General features: G+C 65.7%; 18 protein-coding genes. 12 read left to right on the top strand and 6 right to left on the bottom strand.

Translation table 11 applies throughout. The features are described from left to right. Positions 1-4: 4 nt before the first annotated feature. From JCM7686_RS17020 to JCM7686_RS16980, 9 genes are all read left to right on the top strand, one after another. Positions 5-958 (top strand): arginase family protein, encoded by a 954-nt coding sequence (locus JCM7686_RS17020; protein WP_020952037.1) that lies wholly within the window; start codon positions 5-7, stop codon positions 956-958. After that, the gene (locus JCM7686_RS17015; RefSeq protein WP_020952036.1) at positions 955-1,311 is read left to right on the top strand and encodes a DMT family transporter; all 357 of its coding nucleotides are present in this window, start codon (positions 955-957) and stop codon (positions 1,309-1,311) included. The genes JCM7686_RS17020 and JCM7686_RS17015 overlap by 4 nt, the downstream gene beginning before the upstream one ends. Positions 1,312-1,323: 12 nt before the next feature. After that, positions 1,324-2,196 (top strand): alpha/beta hydrolase, encoded by an 873-nt coding sequence (locus JCM7686_RS17010; RefSeq protein ID WP_020952035.1) that lies wholly within the window; start codon positions 1,324-1,326, stop codon positions 2,194-2,196. Beyond that, positions 2,189-3,352: a peptidogalycan biosysnthesis protein gene (locus JCM7686_RS17005; protein WP_201769411.1), complete on the top strand. Its 1,164-nt coding sequence runs from the start codon at positions 2,189-2,191 to the stop codon at positions 3,350-3,352. The genes JCM7686_RS17010 and JCM7686_RS17005 overlap by 8 nt, the downstream gene beginning before the upstream one ends. Further along, complete coding sequence (locus tag JCM7686_RS17000; RefSeq protein ID WP_020952033.1) at positions 3,349-3,744, top strand: DMT family transporter; 396 nt, start codon at positions 3,349-3,351, stop codon at positions 3,742-3,744. Before JCM7686_RS17005 ends, JCM7686_RS17000 begins: the two co-directional genes overlap by 4 nt. A 168-nt stretch (positions 3,745-3,912) precedes the next feature. After that, the gene (locus tag JCM7686_RS16995; RefSeq protein ID WP_020952032.1) at positions 3,913-5,667 is read left to right on the top strand and encodes an alkaline phosphatase; all 1,755 of its coding nucleotides are present in this window, start codon (positions 3,913-3,915) and stop codon (positions 5,665-5,667) included. A 60-nt stretch (positions 5,668-5,727) separates the two neighbouring features. Next, positions 5,728-6,192 carry a hypothetical protein gene (locus JCM7686_RS16990; protein ID WP_020952031.1) on the top strand — a complete coding sequence of 155 codons (465 nt, stop codon included), beginning with the start codon at positions 5,728-5,730 and terminating at the stop codon, positions 6,190-6,192. A gap of 6 nt (positions 6,193-6,198) precedes the next feature. Beyond that, complete coding sequence (locus JCM7686_RS16985) at positions 6,199-6,882, top strand: ABC transporter ATP-binding protein (RefSeq protein WP_020952030.1); 684 nt, start codon at positions 6,199-6,201, stop codon at positions 6,880-6,882. Then, positions 6,882-8,144: an ABC transporter permease gene (locus tag JCM7686_RS16980; RefSeq protein ID WP_020952029.1), complete on the top strand. Its 1,263-nt coding sequence runs from the start codon at positions 6,882-6,884 to the stop codon at positions 8,142-8,144. Before JCM7686_RS16985 ends, JCM7686_RS16980 begins: the two co-directional genes overlap by 1 nt. Positions 8,145-8,201: 57 nt before the next feature. Here the strand turns inward: JCM7686_RS16980 and JCM7686_RS16975 are convergent, their stop codons facing one another. From JCM7686_RS16975 to JCM7686_RS16955, 5 genes are all read right to left on the bottom strand, one after another. Then, the gene (locus JCM7686_RS16975) at positions 8,202-9,902 is read right to left on the bottom strand and encodes an ABC transporter ATP-binding protein (RefSeq protein WP_020952028.1); all 1,701 of its coding nucleotides are present in this window, start codon (positions 9,900-9,902) and stop codon (positions 8,202-8,204) included. Between the two features lie 578 nt (positions 9,903-10,480). Then, entirely contained in the window at positions 10,481-11,548 is a 1,068-nt protein-coding gene (locus JCM7686_RS16970) for a FecCD family ABC transporter permease (RefSeq protein ID WP_020952027.1), read from the bottom strand. Continuing rightward, on the bottom strand, positions 11,545-12,516 hold the full coding sequence (locus tag JCM7686_RS16965; RefSeq protein WP_041527433.1) for a FecCD family ABC transporter permease: 972 nt from the start codon (positions 12,514-12,516) through the stop codon (positions 11,545-11,547). The genes JCM7686_RS16970 and JCM7686_RS16965 overlap by 4 nt, the downstream gene beginning before the upstream one ends. 83 nt (positions 12,517-12,599) lie before the next feature. Continuing rightward, a complete protein-coding gene (fepB, locus tag JCM7686_RS16960) occupies positions 12,600-13,553 on the bottom strand; it encodes a Fe2+-enterobactin ABC transporter substrate-binding protein (protein ID WP_020952025.1) in 954 nt (317 codons plus the stop codon). 1 nt (position 13,554) lies between these two features. Further along, positions 13,555-14,418, bottom strand: a complete 864-nt coding sequence (locus tag JCM7686_RS16955; protein ID WP_020952024.1) for a siderophore-interacting protein — start codon at positions 14,416-14,418, stop codon at positions 13,555-13,557. A gap of 131 nt (positions 14,419-14,549) precedes the next feature. Between JCM7686_RS16955 and JCM7686_RS16950 the strand changes: the two genes are divergently transcribed. Further along, entirely contained in the window at positions 14,550-15,374 is an 825-nt protein-coding gene (locus JCM7686_RS16950; RefSeq protein WP_020952023.1) for an ABC transporter ATP-binding protein, read from the top strand. Between the two features lie 9 nt (positions 15,375-15,383). On the opposite strand, the gene JCM7686_RS16945 is transcribed toward JCM7686_RS16950, so the two are convergent. Continuing rightward, positions 15,384-16,184 (bottom strand): IclR family transcriptional regulator, encoded by an 801-nt coding sequence (locus JCM7686_RS16945; protein ID WP_020952022.1) that lies wholly within the window; start codon positions 16,182-16,184, stop codon positions 15,384-15,386. 219 nt (positions 16,185-16,403) lie between these two features. Between JCM7686_RS16945 and JCM7686_RS16940 the strand changes: the two genes are divergently transcribed. Beyond that, a complete protein-coding gene (locus tag JCM7686_RS16940) occupies positions 16,404-18,485 on the top strand; it encodes a TonB-dependent receptor (protein ID WP_020952021.1) in 2,082 nt (693 codons plus the stop codon). 84 nt (positions 18,486-18,569) lie between these two features. Continuing rightward, entirely contained in the window at positions 18,570-19,922 is a 1,353-nt protein-coding gene (locus JCM7686_RS16935) for an NtaA/DmoA family FMN-dependent monooxygenase (RefSeq protein ID WP_020952020.1), read from the top strand. The last annotated feature ends 98 nt before the right edge of the window (positions 19,923-20,020 follow it).

Genomic DNA, 20,020 nt, shown 5'->3' with positions numbered 1-20,020 from the left:
CACCATGCGGCTGCAACTGCTTCACCTTGACGACGCTCTGACAGGGCAGCCGCACTTTCTCGCCCGCGCGCAAGCTGCGGGCGCCGAGACCGTCGAGGCGCAAGAGCTGGGCAGGCTCTTGCGCCTTTGGGGCCGCCCGGGCGAGCTGCAGGCGCTGAAGGCGCGGCTCGCGGCGGGCTTTCGCTGGGAAGGCGAGCGCCCACCGCTGACCTTTTATGGCTCGGGTGACTTCCACCATGTCGCGGCGCTTTTGCTGGAGCTCGCGCTCGATCACGAGCCCGGCCCGGTCACGCTTTTGCATTTCGACAACCACCCCGATTGGGTGCATTTCACCAATGGGATGCATTGCGGGTCGTGGGTGAACCGCGCGCTTACGCATCCGAAGCTGGCGAAGGTCGTGACGCTTGGTGTGTGCAGCGACGATCTCACCCGGCCCGAATGGAAGGGCGCGAACCTTGCGCCGCTGCGCGAGGGCCGGCTCGAACTTTTCCCCTATGCCCATGCCCCCAGCCGGGTGCGCAAAAGCTACGGCGCGGGCGCGGGCTATGAGCAGCAGGGCAAGCATCTCTATTGGCGCAATATCGCGGATGAGGGGGCAGAGGCGTTTCTGCCCCGCCTGCTCGACAGGATCGAGACCGAGGCGATTTACATCACGCTCGACAAGGATGTCCTGCGCCCGGCGGACGCCGTGACGAATTGGGATCAGGGCCAGATGAGCCTTGACGAGCTGACGGGCTTTTTGCGGGCGCTTGGCGCGCGCCATCGCATCATCGGCGCGGATGTGACCGGCGATTATGCGCGGCCCGATTATGCGGGCGGGCTGTTTCGCCGTCTCTCCAAGCGGGCCGAGATCCTGATTGACCAGCCCCGCAGACGCGAGGCCCCGGAAGCCGCGCGCGCCTTGAACGAAAGCGTGAATCTCACGCTGCTGACCCTTTTCTCGGAGATCATGGCATGAGCGGCGATCTGACCTTGCCGATGCTGGCGCTGATCGCCTTCTGCATCCTGACCGAAGTCGGGCGCGAGGTCTGTTTCAAATATTCCGCCTCGCGCGCGCCCGATATGTTGCGCGCGATCCTGATGCCGATGACCTGGCTTGGCATCGTTTTCTGGGCGGTCGAGCTCTTCGGCTGGATGCTGGTTCTCGAGCGCGTGCCTCTCTCGATCGCCTTCCCGCTGATGGCTTTGAGCTATGTCGCGATGGTCTTTGCCGGTGCTTGGTTCTTTGCCGAGCGCGTCACCCCGCGCCATGCGGCGGGCGTCGCTTTGATTACGGCGGGCGTGATCTGCGTCGGCCTGACCGGGCTTTAGGGGGGCTTTTACATGGCCAAGACAGGTGACCCGCGCGTGACGCTTGACGATCCTCATTCCTTCTTCATGCCCGGCACCAATGGCCGGGGGGTACTGCTGGTTCATGGCATGACCGGCGCCCCGGCCGAGATGCGTCTGGTCGCGCGGCTGTTGAACAAGCGCGGCTATAGCGTGCTTGCGCCTTTGCTGGCCGGGCATGGCGCGGATGAGGCCGAGTTTCGCAAATATCGCTGGCAGGATTGGCAGGACAGCGTCGAAGCCGCAGCTGAAAAGCTGCGCGCCGAGGTTGATGAGACCCATGCCGCCGGGATCTGTGTTGGCGGCAAGCTGGCGCTTCTGGCGGCGCATCGCAATCCCGGCACGCTGCGCTCAGTCGCGCTTTATTCGCCCTGTTTCAGCTATGACGGCTGGGCGGTGCCTTTCTATTATCCGCTGCTCTCGCGCCATATCGGTTGGCTCGCGCATGTGCCGTTTCTCCAGCGTCTGAGCTTTTCCGAAACCCCGGCGATGGGGATCAAGGACGAAAGGCTGCGCCGTTTGATGGCGGGCATGTCGGCGGATGGCGTGCTCGATGATTTCCCCGGCTCGGGCGTGGTCGAGATGTATCGGCTGGGCAAGCTCGTCCGGCGCGAGCTGCCGCAGATCACCACGCCGACGCTGATCCTGCACGCTCGCGAAGACGATCTGAGCAACCCGCGGCAGGCCGAATATATCGACCGCCACATCGGCGGCCCGCACGCGCTGCATTGGATCGAGGACAGCTATCACATGATCCATGTCGATCGCCAACACCGCCATGTCGCCGATCTGACCGCCCGCTTTATCGAGGCCCATTCCCGCTCGGGCGTGGCCGCCACCCCGGCATTCGAGACCCATGATGTTTGACGCAACCGCCGCCCGCTCCAGCCACATGCCCCAGACGCGGGCGGTCGAGATCCGCATCCACCGCTCGATTGCCGAGATCGCCGCGCCCGATTGGGACGCCTGTTTTCCCGGCAATCCCGAAGGCCATGCCTATCTTCTGGCGACCGAGCGCGCCGGGATCGAGGGCTTTGGCTGGCGCTATCTGACCGCGCAGGAGGGCGGGCGGATCATTGCCGCCATGCCCGCTTTCCTGACCGATTATGCGCTGGAAACCACGGTGGACAATCCGCGCCTGCGCGGCATCGTCGCCCGTATTCGCAAAAGCTGGCGGCGGTTTCTGGTCCTCAAGCTCGCCTGCCTCGGCTCGCCCTGCACCGAGACCGGGCGGCCGGGCTTTCACCCGCTGCTGGATGAGGCCCGCCGCCCCACGCTGATGGCCCAACTGATCGCGGCGTTCGAGGCGATGGCCAAGGCCGAGGGCTGCGCGCTGCGCGGGCTCAAGGACATGCCCGAAACCGAGCTGCCCGCCCTACGCCCGGTGATCGACGCGGCGGGCTATGCCGCGTTGCCCGGTCTGGCGACGGCCTGGCTCGACATCGATTTCGACAGCGAGGACGATTATCTCGCCCAGCTCTCCGCGCGCACCCGCAAGGATATGCGGCGCAAGCTGAAATCGCGCGCGCAGGTTTCAGTGGAGCATGTCACCGATCTCGCCCCGGTTCTGGACCGCTACATGGCGCTCTACAATGCCACGCGCGACCGCAGCGATTGGCAGTTCGAGGCGCTGACGGCGGATTATTTCACCGCCATTCTCCGCGATATGCCGGGGCGCAGCTTCTGCACGCTTTACCGCGTCGAGGGGCGCCTCTTGGCCGCGAATTTCTTTGTCGCGAATGAGGATGTGCTGATCGACAAATTCTTCTGCATGGATGCCGAAGAGGGGCGCGCCTACAATCTTTACTACCTCAGCTGGTTCAACAATATCGCCTATTGTCTCGAGCATGGCATTGCGCGCTATCAAAGCGGGCAGGCCTATTACGACAACAAGCTGCGGCTGGGCAGCCAGCTGACCGCGAATTTCATGTTCTTCCGCCACCGCAATCCGATCCTCCAGCGGGTGCTGCGCTGGGTCTCGCCGCTGTTCGCGATCGAGGAATCGGCGGAGAAAAGCGAATGAAAACCACGCTCTCGCTTTGGGTCGGCATTCCGGTCTTCAACACGCTGGCGCAGGTCTTCGTCAAGCTTGCCGCCGAGCATTCCGTCCAGATCGAGGCCACCGGCTGGGCTTGGGTCGCGCAGGCCGCCGCGCAGCCTTGGATGCTGGCCGCCGCGGTGGTCGAGATTGCGTGCTTCTTTCTCTGGATGCATGTTTTGGCCGAGGTCGATCTTGGCCGCGCCTTTCCGCTGACCGCGGTCAGCTATGTGCTGATCGTCCTGAGCAGCTGGTTCTGGTTTCTCGAACCGGCGAGCGCGTTGCAGATCATCGGCAGCGCGCTGATTTTGGGCGGGGTCTATCTGATCGGCACCGCCAGCGAGGACGAAGCGCCCGAGCCCGAGCGTCAAAGCTAAGCCCTGCCGCGCTGATCCCTCAGCGGGTCTTTGCCCGCGCCAGTGACCTGCCCAAAGGAATGGGGCGTTTCACCTCACTGTCACATGGATTGCGCCGAACTGTCATCTTGGCGGGATAAAGCGGCGGCAGAGGGCTCTGTGCTCTGCTCGACATCCAATGAGGCATCCATGCGCACCATTTTCGCCGCTCTTGCGGCCAGCACCATGCTTGTCGGCACCGCCGGCGCCGCCGAGATCTATCCGCTCGACCGGGCGACCATCCTTGCCAGCTCGCCCTTCGACTTCAAGGTCGAACTGGATGCGGTTCACGGCGAGGGCGATATTTCGGTTCTGGTGAACGGCAAGCCCTATGCCGAGGTTTTCGGCAAGCCCGCCGATTATATCGCCGAGGAAAAAGGCAAGGATGACAAGGTTCTGGGCTCGGCCCTGATCCTGCGCGACCTCGCTCTGGCTGCACCGGGCAGCTATAAGGTCGATGTCAAAGCCGGGGACGAGACCAAATCCGTGACCTGGGAGGTCTATGGCACTGCCGAGATCGCCAAGGCCAAGAATGTGATCTTCATTCTGGGCGACGGCATGTCGGTCGCGCATCGCACCGCGGCGCGGATCATGTCCAAGGGCATGACCGAGGGCAAGGCGAACGGTCGTCTGGCGATGGACGATCTCGACCATATGGCCTTCATCGGCACCTCCTCGACCCATTCGATCGCCACCGATTCGGCCAATACGATGTCGGCCTATATGACCGGCCACAAAAGCCGCGTGAACGCGCTTGGCGTCTATGCCGACCGCACGCCCGCAAGCCTTGACGATCCGCGCGTCGAGACCATCGGCGAGGCTCTGCGCCGCACCACCAAGAAATCCATCGGCGTCGTCTCGACCGCCGAGGTCGAGGATGCTACCCCGGCGGCGGTCGTCTCGCACACCCGCAAGCGCGGCGACAAGGCCGAGATCGTCGGCATGTTCTACGATGTCCAGCCCGAGGTCCTTCTGGGCGGCGGCTCGGCCTATTTCCTGAAATCGGACGTGCCCGGCTCGAAGCGTAAGGATGACAAGGATTACATCCAGCTCTTCAAGGATGCGGGCTATACGCTGGCGACGACCAAGACCGAGCTTGACGCGGCGGCTGGCACCAACACCGGCAAGATGCTGGGCCTGTTCCACACCGGCAACATGGACACCTGGCTCGACCGCAACCAGCTGAAAAAGGGCACGGTCGAGAAATTCCCCGATCAGCCCGGTCTCGTCGACATGACCAATGCCGCGCTGACGCAGCTTTCGAAGAACCCCGATGGCTTCTTCCTGATGGTCGAAGGCGCCTCGATCGACAAGATGTCGCATCCGATGGACTGGGACCGCGCCGTGGTCGAGACGATCGAGCTCGATCACGCCGTGGCCGTTGCCCGCGACTTCGCCGCGAAACATCCCGACACGCTGGTCGTGGTGACGGGCGATCACACCCATGGCGTGTCGCTGATCGGTACGATCGACACCGAAAAGCCGGGCACCGACATGCGCGAGAAGGTCGGCGTCTATGACGATGCGGGCTTCCCCGATTACGCCGACACGAATGGCGACGGCTATCCCGACAGCGTCGATGTGAAGCGCCCGCTGGCGATCTTCTCGTCGAACTTCCCGGATTACTATGAAACCTGGGGTCCGAAGCTTGACGGTCCCTTCGTTCCGGCGATCCAGGACGCGAATGGCAATTACGTCGCCAACGAGGCTTACAAGGATGTTCCCGGCGCGGTTCTGCGCACCGGCAACCTGCCGCGCGAAAACGACACCGCCGTTCATGCCGTCGATGATATCGTGCTGCAAGCGACCGGCCCCGGCGCCGAAGCCTTCAAGGGCTATATGGAGCAGTCGGACGTCTACCGCGTGCTGGCCGATGCCTTTGCTCTGGGCAAAGTGCAGAAGTAACCCAACACTCGGATCTGCCCGGCCTCTTCCGGGCAGGTCCGTCGTCTCAGGAGGATCGCCATGTCCCGCCTCATCACGCGCCGCTCTTGTCTGGCTGGCCTGAGCGCCGGCTTTGCGGGTTCCGCCCTTGCGCCGATGTCTCCGGCCCATGCCGCCACGCCAGAGCTGTCCTTCAACGAGCTTTACGGCTCGTTCAGCGCGCTCGGGCTCGAGTTCTCGGACAAGGTCAAGACGCTCACCGGCCAGCGCGTCGGCATCGAGGGCTTCATGGCGCCGCCGCTGAAGGCCGAGGCCACATTCTTCGTGCTGACCGAGATCCCGATGGCGCTTTGCCCGTTCTGCTCGACCGATGCCGATTGGCCCGACAATATTCTGGTCGTCTATCTCGACCGCAAACAGACTTTCACCGATCCGAACCAGCGCATCGAGGCGCGCGGCCTGCTGGAGCGCGGTTCCTGGACCGATCCGGACACCGGCTTTGTCAGCCAGCTGCGCCTGCGCGAGGCGCGGTTCGCCAAGGTCTGAGCCCGGATGCTGTCGCTTCGTCTGGCGGGGATCGAGGTCCGCTTCCCCGGTCTCGACACGCCCGCTTTGTCGCTTCCGGACCTTGCGATTGCCGCAGGTGAACGTGTCGCGATTGCCGGGCCTTCGGGCTCGGGCAAATCGACGCTGGTCAATGTGCTGACCGGGCTTGAGCGGCCGACGGCGGGGCAGGTTCTGTGGAACGGCACCGATCTCGCCGCCTTGCCCGAGGCTGCGCGTGACCGCTGGCGCGGCGCGAATGTCGGGCTGATCATGCAGGATTTCCACCTCTTTCCCGGGCTTTCCGCGCTCGAAAACGTGCTCTTGCCCGCCCGCCTTGCCCGCGTCGCGGACCGTGCCGCCGTGGCGCGCGCGGGCGATTTGCTGGCCGCGACCGGGCTCAAGCGTCCGCAGCAGAAGGTTGAAACCATGTCGCGCGGCGAGATGCAGCGCGTGGCGGTGGCCCGCGCCCTGCTGCGCCAGCCCGGCGTGATCGTTGCCGACGAGCCGACCGCGAGCCTCGATCCGGTCAATGGCGCGGCGATCGGCGCGCTGCTGATCGGGCTGGCCGAAGACACCGGCGCGACGCTGATCGTCGTCTCCCATGACCCCGGGCTGATCGCGCGCCTGCCGCGCCGCTTGTTCCTCGCGGGCGGCCAACTCAGCCAAGACCAGATCGCGGAGCCCGCCTGATGCTGCGTTTCATCCTTGCCGATCTCGGGCGGCTCAAGGCCGGTTCGGCGGTCGTGGTGTTGTTGATCGCACTCGCGGTGGCCTTGGGCGTCGGCGTGACCCTGCAAGAGCGCGCGCTGCGGCTGGGCTCGGCGCGGGCGGCGGATAAGTTCGATCTGGTGATCGGCGCGCCCGCGAGCGAGACGCAGCTCGTGCTCTCGACGGTCTTTCTGCAACCGGCGGCGCTGCCTTTGGTCTCGGGCGCGATTCTGGCCGAGCTGCAAGGCGATCCGCGCGTGGCTTGGGCTGCGCCGGTGGGCTTTGGCGATTTCCATGACGGCGCGCCGGTGATCGGCACGACGACGCGGCTGATTACGGAGACCGCGCCGGGCTTTGCCGAGGGCCGCACCTTTGCCGCCGAGGGCGAGGCCGTGGTCGGCGCCATGGTCGCGCTGGCGGTGGGGGACACGATCACGCCCACCCATGGCGAATTGCGTCAGGGCGGTCACGGCCATGACGGCGTCGCCTATCGCGTTACCGGCAAGCTCAAGCCGACCGGAACCGCATGGGACCGCGCCATTCTGGTGCCGATCCAAGCGGTCTGGCATGTCCATGGCCTTGAGGCTGGGCATGACCACGACCATGACCACGCCGATGCGGCGGCACCCGACCACGACCACGAGCATGAGGCCGCGGGGTTCGACCCGGACGCGCCGCTCGAGGAAAACCTGCAAGGCGCTGAGATGCCCGGCGTGCCCGCCATTCTGGTCAAGCCCGCGAGCATCGCCGATGCCTATCGGCTGCGGCAGGACTATCGCGCCGATCCGCGCAGCATGGCGGTCTTTCCCGCCGAGGTGCTGACCAGCCTTTACGGAACCTTGGGCGATGCGCGTCAGGTGCTGGTGGCGGTCGCGGCGGGCGCGCAGGCGCTGGTCGGCGCGGCGCTTTTGCTGGTCACGCTGACCCATATCAGCCAGCGCCGCCGCCAGATCGGCGCGCTGCGTGCGCTTGGTGCGCCGCGCGGCGCGATCTTTCTTCTGGTCTGGACCGAGCTCTTCGCGCTGATCGCCTGCGGCACGCTTCTGGGACTGGCGGGCGGCTATCTTGCGGCGCGGCTCTTGTCAGCGGCGATCTCGGCCGAGCAAGGCTTCACGCTACCGGTCGAGCTTGCGAGCTCGGATTTCGCGGGGCTTGGGGTGCTGCTGGGGGTCGCGGCGGTTCTTGCCGCGCTGCCCGCCTTCATCGCCTATCGGCAATCCCCGGTCGCCAGCCTGCGCGGCTAAGATCGGGCCTCTTTCGCAAGCCGGGCAGGGGCACAACCCCCCGCCCGGCCTTTTGCATCAGCTTGCAAGCCTTGCGTAAAGGCCACCTTGCGAGATCAGTTCGTGATGGGCGCCCGCTTCGCGCATCTGGCCATTCTCCATCACGACGATGCGGTCGGCGTTGCGGATCGTGGTCAGGCGGTGCGCGATGACCAGCGTCGTGCGTCCGACCGCCAAAGCCTCGAGCGCGGCCTGAATCTCGCGCTCGGTTTCGCGGTCGAGCGCCGAGGTCGCCTCGTCCAAAATCAGGATCGGCGGGTTTTTAAGGAAGGCGCGGGCAATCGCCACGCGCTGCTTCTGCCCGCCCGAGAGCATCACGCCACGCTCGCCGACCAAAGTGTCGAGCCCTTCCGGCAGGGTCTCGATCAGCGTCGCCAACTGAGCCTTGGCGGCGGCGGCGAGGATCTCGTCATCGCTCGCGCCGAGGCGGCCATAGGCGATGTTGTCGCGCAGGGTCGAGCCGAAGAGGAAGACATCCTGACTGACAATGCCGATCTGGCTGCGCAGGGAATCGAGCGTCATCTTGTCCAGAGGCAGCCCGTCGATGGTGATGCGCCCGCCATCGGGTTCGTAAAAGCGCGGCACCAGCGCCAGAAGCGTGGTCTTGCCCGCGCCCGAGGGGCCGACGAAGGCCACGGTTTCCCCGGCCTGCACCTCCAGCGAGATATCGCGCAGCACCGGGCGCTCGAGGTCATAGCCGAAGGAGACCTGCTCGAACGCGATCTGTCCGCGCAGCGCCGGAGCGGGGCGGGCGTCGGCGCTGTCGGCAATCTCGGGCTCGGTTTCCAGCAGCTCAAGATAGCGCCGGAAGCCCGCGATGCCGCGCGGATAGGTTTCCAGCACCGCCGCGATCTTTTCGAGCGGGCGGAAGAAGACCCCGACCAGCAGCAGGAAGCCCACGAAAGCGCCGGTGGTCAGCGTGCCTTGCAAGACAAAGCCCGCACCGACCACCATGACCACGACCTGAACGAAGCGCAGCCCCATGTAATGGATCGCGCTGGACACGGCCATGATCCGATAGGCGTCGAGCTTGGTCGCGCGATAGGCGCGGTTGTCGCGCTCGAACAGCTTTTCCTCGTGCTTTTCATTGGCGAAGGCCTGCACCACGCGGATGCCGCCAATCGCCTCTTCCAGACGGACGTTGAAATTGCCGACCCGAGAATAGATCTGGCGCCAGGTGTTGGTCATGCGCGCGCCGTAAATCACCACCAGCCAGATCGTCAGCGGCACGATGGCCGCCGTGACCAGCGCCAGCGTCGGGTGCAGCATGATCATCAGGACCAGCGCGCCCACGAAGGTCATGATCGCGATGAAGAGATCCTCTGGCCCGTGGTGGGCGACCTCGCCGATCTCTTCAAGGTCGCGGGTCACGCGCGCCACCAGCTTGCCGGTGCGCGCCCGGTCATACCAGCGCCAGGACAGCCGCGTCAGATGCGAGAAGGCGCGGGCGCGCATCTCGGTCTCGATTTCGATGCCAAGCATATGGCCCCAATAGATCACGATCCCCATCAGGATGGTGTTGAAGGCATAGATCAGCAAAAGGCCGATGGCGGCGGCAATGGTCAGCGACCAATCGCCCAAGGGCAGCAGATGGTCGATGAAGAGCGTGATCGCCAGCGGGAAGGACAGCTCCAGAAGCCCCGAAAGCACCGCCGAACCGAAATCGAGCCAGAAGAGCCGTCGGTGCGGTTTGTAATAGGCCATGAACTTGCGCAACATGCGGGGAGGGTCCTTCTTGGGGTCTTAGCGCGGAAGCGCGAATATAGGGCCGTCATGCGCAGCGACATGCAGGGGCAAGTCGTGGATACGCAACGGCGGCTTGAAAGTCATCAGCGCGACGACACGGTCGCAAGAGCGCGCCGCCATGCTGAAATCATGCAGAACGACGACAGCGGCGCGCCCGTCATCGCGACACATCGAAGCAGAAGCCCGCGCGGGGAAAGAGCGTCATGCGGCGGTCCTTTTCATCAAGGGGGCGACGGGCCAAAGTGATCTGATTGGCGCGGCGGATACCTCAAGCGGCAAGTCATCGGGAGAGCTCACGACGCGCCGTCCAGAGGTCGGCAGATGCCCCGAACCCGTGGCGCTCTCAGGGGTCGGACCTCACTGTTGGGCGATATATGTTGCAACGCGATCTCGGTGCTGGCGTGGGGCGGGGTTGGGCTTCGTCCGGTTCGCAGGATTGTTGATCGAAAAACTATGTTTTTGCAAGAAGCCCTCCCCCCAACTCGTGATTTCAAATGTTTGGCGCCGATTTCGGTTTGCGAGGGTCGCCCCGTTGGGCGCAGGTGTGGGATCTAGCGCGATCTGCCGCGCATCAGGGTAAAGATCAGGTAAAGCCCGCCGAGAAAGCCGGTCATCAACCCAATCGGCAGGTTCAGCCGCAGCGGCAGGCGCTGGCTCAGAAGATCGGCCGCCATCAAGAGCGCGGCTCCCATCAGCGCGGCGAGGATCACCGGCACCTCGGGCGCGCGGGTCAGGCGGCGGGCCAGTTGCGGCGCGGCCAGCGCGATGAAGGCGATCGGTCCGGCGGCGGCGGTCGCCAGCGAGGTCAGCCCGACAGCGGCCAGCACCATGGTCATGCGCAGCCGCTCGGCCGGGATGCCCAGCTGACGCGCCATGTCATCGCCCATTTCCAGCGCCGACAGCCGCCGCGCGTGCCAGATCACCACCGGCGCGATCAGCCCCAATCCCAGCGCCAGCGGCCAGACATGGGCCCAGCTGCGGGTGTTGAGCGAGCCAGAGAGCCATTGCTGCGCCACGGCGGCCTGATCGAGGTCGCCCATGACCAGCAGAACCGAGTTCACCCCCGACAGGATCGCGCCGATGCCGATGCCGACGAGGACCAGCAGATAGCTGCCGCCGCTGTCTCCGCGCCCGCCACCCCGGCCCCGGCCCCGCCCCCGGCGCGACAGCGCAAGCACCAGCGCCGCCACCACGATCCCGGACAAGGCGGCGGCCAAGGCGGTCTCGAACGGGCCCGCGTTGAACAGGATGATCTGGACGATGGCGCCGGTCGCGGCCCCGGTCGTGAAGCCGATCAGATCGGGCGAGCCAAGCGGATTGCGCGAGATCGACTGAAAGACCGCCCCCGCCATGCCAAGCGCCATGCCGACCAGCGCGCCGGTCAGCAATCGGGGCAGGCGGATGCGCTGGACCATGCGCCGCGCGGTCGCGTCCTCGGAGTGGCCGGTCAGCGCCGCGATGACCTCGGGCGGCGAGAGCTTCAGCGTGCCGGTCCCCAGAAGCAGCAGCGCAAGGACCAGCACCGCGCCGCAGAGCGCGAGCCCAACCAACACCGCGCGCGGTCGCCACAAGAGCGAGAGCGGGCCAAGGCGCAGCACGCGCAGGGGCGCGGCGCTCATAGCCGCGCCAGCCGGAATTTGCGCACCGTCCAGACAAAGAACGGCCCGCCGATCAGCGTGGCGATGATCCCGGCGGCGATTTCCGAGGGCGGCGCGAGCACGCGCCCGATCACATCCGCGCCCAGAAGCAGGCTCGCGGCAAACAGCGCGGATAGCGGCAGGATCCAGCGATAATCCGGGCCTCCGGCCATGCGGGCAAGATGGGGTGCGACCAGACCGATAAAGCCGATCGGACCCGCCGCCGCTGTGGCCGGACCGGCCAGCACCATCACCGCCAAACAGGTCAGCGCCCAGATCCGCGCGGGCCGCACTCCCAGCGTCTGGCCAAGCTCTTGGCCCAAGGCCAAAGCATTGAGCGGCCCCGCCAACGCGAGCGCGAGCCCGCCGCCGCAGGCAAGCGCCACGGCCATGACCGCGACCGCGCCCATGTCGCGGCCCTCGACCGATCCGGCGGCCCAGTTGCGGAAATTGTCGAGCACCGAGAGCGGCGCGTTCATAATGACAAGCCCGGTCACCGCGCCCAGAACCACCGAGATCCCGGCCCCCGCCAGCACCAGCCGCACCGGATCGGTGCCCGAGAGATGCGCGCGCCCGAGCAGAAAGACCGCCGCTCCGGCCAGCCCCGCGCCCAGCATCCCGAACCAGACGTAGCCGGCCATGTTATGTAGCTGAAAGGCGGCGATGGCCAGAATGACCGCGACCGAGGCACCCGCGCTGATCCCCAGAAGGCCGGGCTCGGCCAAAGGATTGCGGGTCGCGGCCTGCATGAGGGCTCCGGCAAGGCCAAGCGCGGCGCCGACAAGCATCGCCAGAAGCGTGCGCGGGATGCGCAGAACCGAGACGATCAGATGCAGGTCATTGCTCGGGTCGTGGTGAAAGAGCGCGGCGAGCGCCGTTCCGGGCGGGATCGGACGCGAGCCGGTGGCAAGGCCGAGAAAGCCCAGCACCAGCAGCGCGAAAAGCCCCAAGGCGACGCCGCGCCGCCGCCGCCGCGCGAGATTTGCGCCGGACCTTGAGCGGGAACCGGGGGAGGGGGCGGCGGCGGATGAGGTCATTTCGCGAAATGCGGCGCGACCCGGTGGGCGAGTTCGAGCCCGGAATAATAATCGATGCGAAAGGACGACGGCCCCAGCGCATAGACCCGGCCCGCGCGCACTGCGGGCAGGTTGGCCAAAACCGGATCGGCGAGAAAGGCCGTGACGGCGTTGTCATCGGCGCTCATCAGGAAAACCGTCTCGCCGGTGATCGCGCCGGGCAGGTTCTCATGCGAGACGAAATCGAAATCGGTCGAGCGCGAGACCTCGGCCCGGCGATCGGCGGGCAGGCCCACGACGCGAAAGCCCAGACCTTCCAACACATGGGCATGGGGGCTTTCCGGTCGCCCAATCGAATAGCTGCCGCCGAGATTATAGCCGACAATGGTGACCTTGCCCGGCGGCACGGCCATGCCCGCCGCCAGTTCGGAGATCTGATCGCCAAAGCGCCGGATCGCCGCCTCGGCCCCGGCCTCATGGCCGGTGGCGCGGCCCAGAAGGCGCGCCAGATCCTGCCAGCTGTGCTTGGCATAATTGAGCGAGATCACCGTCAGATCCTGCTCGCGCAGGGCGGGCAGATAGGCGGTGATGCTGTCCGCGCCGGTGGTCGAGGCCACGACCAGATCCGGCTCGGCCAGAATGAGCGCCTCGAGGTCGAATTGCAGATTGGGGTAGAGCACCGTGACGCCGCGCGCATCGGCGACCTCGGCCCATTGCGTGAAAAATCCTTTGTCATCCGTCAGATAGCTGCGCGTGGTCGCGGTCGAGGCGGTCAGCGGCACCTCCATCGCGAGCAGGATGCCGGTCAGGCTGGGCGCGGTCGAGACGATACGCTGAGGGGGCGCGGCCAGCTCAACCGTGCCGAGCTCATCGGGGAGGCTGCGCGGCCAGCCCTCCTCGGCCTGCGCGGGCAGGCCAAGACAAAGCGCGGCAAAAAGCGCAAGGCCGGTCAGGGAAAACGCGCGGGCCATGTCAGAGCGCGAGCTCCGAATCCTCGAATTCGGCGAGCCCCTTGCCCGCCGCGACCAGAGCCTCGTAATGGGCCAGACGCGCGCGGTCGATGTCGGTGCTGCTGGTGCCGCGTTTCCAATAGCCCTCGACAAAGAGATGGCCGCGCGCGATCCCGGCGGCGAGGAAATGGCTGCGGATCTCGCGCATTTCGACGCGCTCGCCCGCTGCCCAGATCGTCCAGTCTTGCGCCGGATCGAGCGCTTTTGCCGCGCGGATCAGATGGCCGCTTGCGCCTGCGGGCTCGTCCGGGGCGCGCAGGATCAGCCGGGCCTCGACTCCTGCCGGGATCACCAGCTCGTCGAAAGCGGCGCGGTCGGCGCTCTCGACCACGACCAGCCCCGGCGCGTCCTTGGGCCAGGCCGCAAGGATGGTGACCAAAGCCGGAACGGCGGTTTCATCGGCGAAGACCGCCGAGGGATGGCCGGGGCGCTGGAACGTGCCCGCATGGGGGCGCGGGCCGGTGATCATCACCTCGGTTCCCGGCCCGGCCGCGTTCAGCCAGCGCATCGCGGGCGTGTCGTCGTCATGCAGCACGAAGTCGATCTCGGTGCGCCGGGTTTCGGGGTCGAAGCTGCGCAGGGTATAAACGCGCGAGACCGGGCGCGGTCCGGAGCCGGGCTCCAGCTCGATGCGGATCGCGACATTGACGGCGGCCCAGATCGCGGGGGTCTGGGTCTCGATAATGCCGATGACGCGGGCGACCGAGGGCACGGGGCGCGCGATGCGCTCGACCCGCAGCGTGACGCTTTCGAGCCCGCCCATATGGTCCCTCTCGCTCAGAACTTTGCCGCCGGTCGTGCCGGTTTCCGTGTCGGATTGCGCCATGTCACCGCTCCTGTCTTGCGTCGCCCTGTGGGCGAGAGATGAGATCGGCTGGCACGGATAGTGCGTGGCTGACGCCATATTGCAGAACACATCCCGCGATGCAATACAAAGAGCCAATACCGGAGATCGCCATGACCGACCGACTTTGCGCCGAAGACGTTACCCTCAGCTACGAATCGCGTGAGATTTCGCGCGGGCTGCGTCTGGCGATCGCCGATGGCGGCTTCACCGTGATCGTCGGGCCGAATGCCTGCGGCAAGTCGACCCTGCTGCGCGCCTTGGCGCGACTTTTGCCGCCGGTCGCGGGGCGCGTGGTGCTGGATGGGTGCGACATTCACACCTTTCCGGCGCGTGAGGTGGCGCGTCGTCTGGGGCTTTTGCCGCAAAGCGCGACCGCGCCCGACGGCATCACCGTCGCCGATCTGGTGGCGCGTGGGCGCTTCCCTCATCAGCGGTTTTTGCGGCAATGGTCGCCCGAGGATGCCGCAGCGGTTGCCTCCGCCATGGCGGCGACCGGGGTTGCGGATTTCGCCGAGCGTCCGGTTTCCGAGCTCTCGGGCGGGCAGCGCCAGCGGGTCTGGATCGCGATGGTTCTGGCGCAGGACACGCCGATCCTGCTGCTCGACGAGCCGACCACTTTTCTCGACATCGCCCATCAGATCGAGCTGATGGAGCTGCTTGCCGATCTTCATGCCGAGGGCCGGACCGTGGTCGCGGTGCTGCATGATCTCAATCAGGCCTGCCGCTATGCGACGCGGCTGGTGGCGATGAAAGAGGGTCGAATTCTGGCCGAAGGCGCGCCCGAGGCGGTGATGACGCCTGCGCTGGTCGAAGAGGTCTTCGGCCTTGCGGCGCTGGTCCTGCCCGATCCGGTGGCGGGCACGCCGATGGTCGTGCCGCGGGGGCGCGACCGGACGCGCGCGGGGCAGCAGGCCGGGCTGGCGCAGGCGGGTTAAGTGGTCGGTTTAGGCCGGGTTTTCCGCAGGTCGCGCGATCTCGGCGCGCAGGCGCAGCGCGATATCATAAAGCGCGCGTCGCTCCTCCGGCTCATGCGGGCGGGTGAAGTCGGCGATGGTGGTGATGACGCAGGCAAGTTCGCCCTGCGCGTCAAAAACCGGCGCGGCCTGCCCGGTCACGCCGGCCAGCAGATGGCTGGTCAGCTCGATCCAGTGATCGCGCCGGATCTCGTCCAGCCTTGCCGCCTGGGCGATGCTGCCGCGAAAGGCGGCGGGCTGAAAGCCGCGCGCCATGTCGATGGCGGGCTGTGGCAGGAAGGCCTGAAACACCAACCCGCAGGCGCTGTTGTCGACCGGGAGGATATCGCCGAGCGAGACCGGATTGAGCGCGAAATACGGACTTTTATACCAGCGCACCAGCACCGGGCCGCGTTCGGTCCAGACCGCGACGCCGCCGCCCATGGGGTGGCTGCGCGTCAGCTCTTTCATGGCGCGGGCGGCGATTTCGACCGGCTCGATCCGCTTGAGCGCGCTCAGCCCGATGCTCAGCGCCGCCGCACCCAGATCGTAATGGCCGGTTTCGGGGTCCTGCCGTGCCAGCCCCTCTTTCACGAGGCTTTGCATATAGCGATGCGCGGTCGAGCGGCCCGCGCCGGAGCGCCGCGCCAGCTCGGCCAGCGGCAGATCGGTGCCTGCGCGCGCAAGGATATTGAGAAAACCCGCCGCAACCGAGACCGACTGGATCGTGCTCGAGCGCCGCGCGCCGCCTGCATCGGCGCCCTCATCGGGGAAGAGTTCGAATTCGTCCATCTGGGGCTCCTCAATCTGGGCGGCCGTCTGAGGGTGGGCGCCTGGCGGATGTCCTTCATAGCTCGCCCGGCGTGAAAAGCCAGAGCGTGGTCTCGAGTGTTGCGATGGCGAGTCATGTTGACATGCGGAATGCGTCATGCAATTCGGAATGACAGATCAACCGCCAGCCCGGAACTCTCCCCAGCCAGCGCCGCTCGACAGAAAGCTTCCGGGGACATCATGCCATCACATCACCAAATTGCGCCGATCACCGGGGTCAGTCTTCTGGCCCTTTGCACCGCTCTGGCGGCCGGGCCTGCCTTGGCGCAGGATGCCGATACGATCACGCTTGAGACCGTCGTCATCACCGGCGAGAACCTGACCCGCGATCTCAAGGAGACGCCGACCTCGGTCACCGTCATCGGTGCGGGCGAGATCGAGCAGGAAAAGCAGGGCAAGGGCAGCATCACCGAGGTCGTTCAGGGCACGGCCAATGTGATCTATCCCGACAACGTCAGCCTGCCGATCATTCGCGGCATCGACGCGCAGGGGCCGCATAACGGCGCGACCGCGTTTTTCGGCGGCACCGTGCCGCGCGCGACGATCAACCTCGACGGCCATTATCTCAGCTATAACGAGGCGTTTTTCAGCGGCACCACGACTTGGGATGTCGAAAGCGTCGAGGTGTTTCGCGGGCCGCAAACCACCTCGCAAGGGGCCAATGCAATCGCGGGCGCGATCATGGTGCGCACCAAGGATCCGAGCTTCACGCCCGAGGCGGGCTATCAGCTCGAGGCGGGCAGCTACAACCAGCGCCGCGCCTCGCTGATGTGGTCGGGGCCGATTGCCGAAGATCTCGCGGCGCGGGTGGCGCTGGATTATTCGGCGCGCGACACCTTCATCAAATACACCCATCCCGCCTTCCTGCAAAACGGCACGGATCAGGATTTCCTGTCCAAGAATGCGCGGCTGAAACTGCTGTGGACGCCCAAGGAAATCACCGGGCTCGAGGTCAAGCTGACCTATGCGCATAACGCGTCGAACCGCCCGACCTATGAGGCGGCGGCCGAGCCTTTCGACAAGCTTGAGCATCGCTCGAACACCATGCCGAGCTGGGATCAGCGCACCAATACCGGCATTCTCGATATCGGCTATGACATGGGGAATGGCTTCAAGATCACCAGCCAGAGCCAATATTCGAAAAGCGCGGTTGCCCGTCACACCGGGATCGTCGATGGCGGCGACGCCTATGTCGATACGCGCAATGCCTCGAACGAGACGCGGCTGACCTATGGCCTGCCCGAGGACCAATTCAGCGCTGTCGCCGGGATCTATTACGCCCGCACCCATCAGGATGAAGAGCTGCAACTGGCGGGCCGTTTCGGCAATCGCTCGAATTTCGATGACCGCAAGACCAATCTTGGCATCTTTGCCGAGGCGAATTGGCGGCTGGCCGAGCAATGGACGCTGAGCGGCGGGCTGCGCTATCAAGAGGATCAGATCCGCCGCAAGGGCACCTCGTCGATGAGCGCGGTCTCGGTTGATTTCGACACGACCTACAGCAAGCTGCTGCCGAAACTGTCGCTCGCCTATGATGCGACGCCGGACTGGACCTTGGGCGCGATGGTCAGCCGGGGCTATAACCCGGGCGGGGTCTCGCTGAACTTCACCACCGGGCAATGGGGCGAGTTCAAGGAAGAATCGATCTGGAACTACGAGCTTTTTACCCGCGCGAGCCTGATGGAGGACCGGCTGTTTTTGACCGGAAACCTCTTCTACATGGATTTCCGCAACGCCCAGTATAACATTCCGGTCGAGATCTCTCCGGGCAATTACCAATCCTATACGATCAACGCCGAAAAGGCGAAATCCTATGGGTTCGAGGTCTCGGCGGATTATCAGGTGACCGAGGCTTTGATGCTGCGCGCCAGTGCCGGGGCGCTCAAGACGCGGATTTCCGAAATCAGCTCGAATGCCGCGCTTCAGGGCAATGAATTCGCCCGCTCGCCCGGCTTTACGCTGGCGCTTGGCGCGAATTGGGATGTGAATGACCGCTTCCAGCTCGGCGGTCAGGTCCGCCATGTCGATGGCTATTATTCGGACACCGCCAATACCGCGATCTATGCGGTTGACGGCTATACGATTGCGGATGTTCATGCGAGCTACAAGGTCCGCAACGGCGTCGAGCTTTATGGCTATGTGAACAACCTCTTCAACGAGCGCGCGGCGGTCTCGAAGCAGAACAACCGCGGGATCGGCGGGATCGAGGCCTCGATGACCTCGCCCCGGATGATCGGCCTTGGGCTGCGCGGCACGTTCTAAGATCAGACCCGCAAGAAGCGCGAAAAGACCCCAGCCGGACCGGCGCGATGGCGTGCCGGTCCATTGCCAGACAAGGACAGACATATGGCCCCCCGCAGGACGCTTTGCATCGGTATGGCCCTCGCCCCCACATGGTTGCGCGGCGAGGGCTGGCGGCGCCCCGACAGCAATATCGAAGGGCTGTTTTCCAGCGATTTCGCGCTCGACATCGCGCGCCGGGCCGAGGCGGTGCATCTCGATTTCGTCTTCCGCCCGGACACCTTGTCACTGCCTCTGGGGATGCTCGAGCAATCCTTCGGCTTCACCAGTCTCGACAGCACGCTGCTCATGGCCTCGATCGCGCGTGAAACCTCGCATATCGGGCTGGTCACGACGATTTCGACGATGTTGCAGCAGCCCTATATCGTCGCGCGTCAGATGATGTCGCTGCATTGGCTCAGCAATGGCCGCGCGGGCTGGAACGTGGTGACCGCGATGCAGGGCCAAGAGAATTTCGGCATGGAGGATCTGCCGAAATCCGAGGACCGCTATGCCCGCGCTGCCGAATTCACCGAGGTCGTGCTGAAGCTTTGGGACAGTTTCCCCGCCGAGGCGGTGCTGATGGACCGCGAGGCCGGGCGCTATGCCGATACCGCGCTGATCCGCCCGATCGACCATGAAGGCCCGCATTTCCGCGTGAAGGGCCCGCTCAACCTGCCCGCCCGTCCGGGGCCGCGCATTCCGCTGATGCAGGCCGGAGCCTCGAGCTCGGGGCGCGATTTCGCCGCCGGTGCGGTCGATATGGTCTTTGCGCCCACTCCGGATATCGAGGCGGCGCAGGCTTTGCGTCGGGATCTGCGCGCCCGGGCCGAGGCCCATGGCCGCGACCCCGATGCGATCCGGTTGCTGCCCGGGCTGGGGCTTTACCTCGCGCCGACCCGCGCCGAGGCCGAAGAGCTCTTCCGCGCCGTTCATCTGCGCGTCGACCGCGCCAGCCGGATCGCGCAATTGCGCGACTGGCTCGGGGTCGATTTCTCGGCATGGCCCGATGAGCGCGTGGTGACGCTGGCCGATCTGCCCGAACAGGCCAATCCGAAAAGCCGCACCCATGCCGAGCTGTTGCGTCGCGTGATCTCGCGTCAGGAGCTCAGCCTTGCCGCGCTGCTTGAGCGCCCCGAGGTGCTTTCGGCGGCGCATTGGCATGTGATCGGCACGGTCGAGGATGCGGTGGCCGAAATCCGACGCTGGTCCGAGGCGGGCGCGATCGACGGCTTTGTCATCGCCTCGGGCGGCTCGGTCCAGTCGATGCATCTCGCGCTCGATGCGCTGATCCCGCGGCTTGCCGAAGAGGGGCTGTTCCGCAAGGCCTATGACGGCGCGACCTTTGCCGATCATCTTGGCCTGACCGAACCCAAGGGCGATCCCAGCGCCGAGTCCGGAACCGAGGCCGCCCCCTAGGCCGTAAATCGGCCCAAGGGGCTTTCCCTTCGGCTTTTGCGACGGATTCTTACGTCGCGGTCATCCTTTTGGATTGAATGTTTCAAGAATCGCCGAAG

Source organism: Paracoccus aminophilus JCM 7686 (assembly GCF_000444995.1).
Classification (GTDB): domain Bacteria; phylum Pseudomonadota; class Alphaproteobacteria; order Rhodobacterales; family Rhodobacteraceae; genus Paracoccus; species Paracoccus aminophilus.
Note: the sequence above shows the minus strand (reverse complement) of the source record. Positions and strands in the feature narration are given on the sequence as shown.

Bases quoted from the DNA above. Each gene is read 5' to 3' on its own strand.
- JCM7686_RS16975 (WP_020952028.1), bottom strand. From the start codon at position 9,902: ATGTTGCGCAAGTTCATGGCCTATTACAAACCGCACCGACGGCTCTTC.
- JCM7686_RS17005 (WP_201769411.1), top strand. From the start codon at position 2,189: ATGTTTGACGCAACCGCCGCCCGCTCCAGCCACATGCCCCAGACGCGG.
- JCM7686_RS17020 (WP_020952037.1), top strand. From the start codon at position 5: ATGCGGCTGCAACTGCTTCACCTTGACGACGCTCTGACAGGGCAGCCG.
- JCM7686_RS16945 (WP_020952022.1), bottom strand. From the start codon at position 16,184: ATGGACGAATTCGAACTCTTCCCCGATGAGGGCGCCGATGCAGGCGGC.
- JCM7686_RS16940 (WP_020952021.1), top strand. From the start codon at position 16,404: ATGCCATCACATCACCAAATTGCGCCGATCACCGGGGTCAGTCTTCTG.
- JCM7686_RS16995 (WP_020952032.1), top strand. From the start codon at position 3,913: ATGCGCACCATTTTCGCCGCTCTTGCGGCCAGCACCATGCTTGTCGGC.
- JCM7686_RS16955 (WP_020952024.1), bottom strand. From the start codon at position 14,418: ATGGCGCAATCCGACACGGAAACCGGCACGACCGGCGGCAAAGTTCTG.
- JCM7686_RS16970 (WP_020952027.1), bottom strand. From the start codon at position 11,548: ATGAGCGCCGCGCCCCTGCGCGTGCTGCGCCTTGGCCCGCTCTCGCTC.
- JCM7686_RS17015 (WP_020952036.1), top strand. From the start codon at position 955: ATGAGCGGCGATCTGACCTTGCCGATGCTGGCGCTGATCGCCTTCTGC.
- JCM7686_RS16990 (WP_020952031.1), top strand. From the start codon at position 5,728: ATGTCCCGCCTCATCACGCGCCGCTCTTGTCTGGCTGGCCTGAGCGCC.
- JCM7686_RS16980 (WP_020952029.1), top strand. From the start codon at position 6,882: ATGCTGCGTTTCATCCTTGCCGATCTCGGGCGGCTCAAGGCCGGTTCG.
- fepB (WP_020952025.1), bottom strand. From the start codon at position 13,553: ATGGCCCGCGCGTTTTCCCTGACCGGCCTTGCGCTTTTTGCCGCGCTT.
- JCM7686_RS16985 (WP_020952030.1), top strand. From the start codon at position 6,199: ATGCTGTCGCTTCGTCTGGCGGGGATCGAGGTCCGCTTCCCCGGTCTC.
- JCM7686_RS16935 (WP_020952020.1), top strand. From the start codon at position 18,570: ATGGCCCCCCGCAGGACGCTTTGCATCGGTATGGCCCTCGCCCCCACA.
- JCM7686_RS17010 (WP_020952035.1), top strand. From the start codon at position 1,324: ATGGCCAAGACAGGTGACCCGCGCGTGACGCTTGACGATCCTCATTCC.
- JCM7686_RS17000 (WP_020952033.1), top strand. From the start codon at position 3,349: ATGAAAACCACGCTCTCGCTTTGGGTCGGCATTCCGGTCTTCAACACG.
- JCM7686_RS16950 (WP_020952023.1), top strand. From the start codon at position 14,550: ATGACCGACCGACTTTGCGCCGAAGACGTTACCCTCAGCTACGAATCG.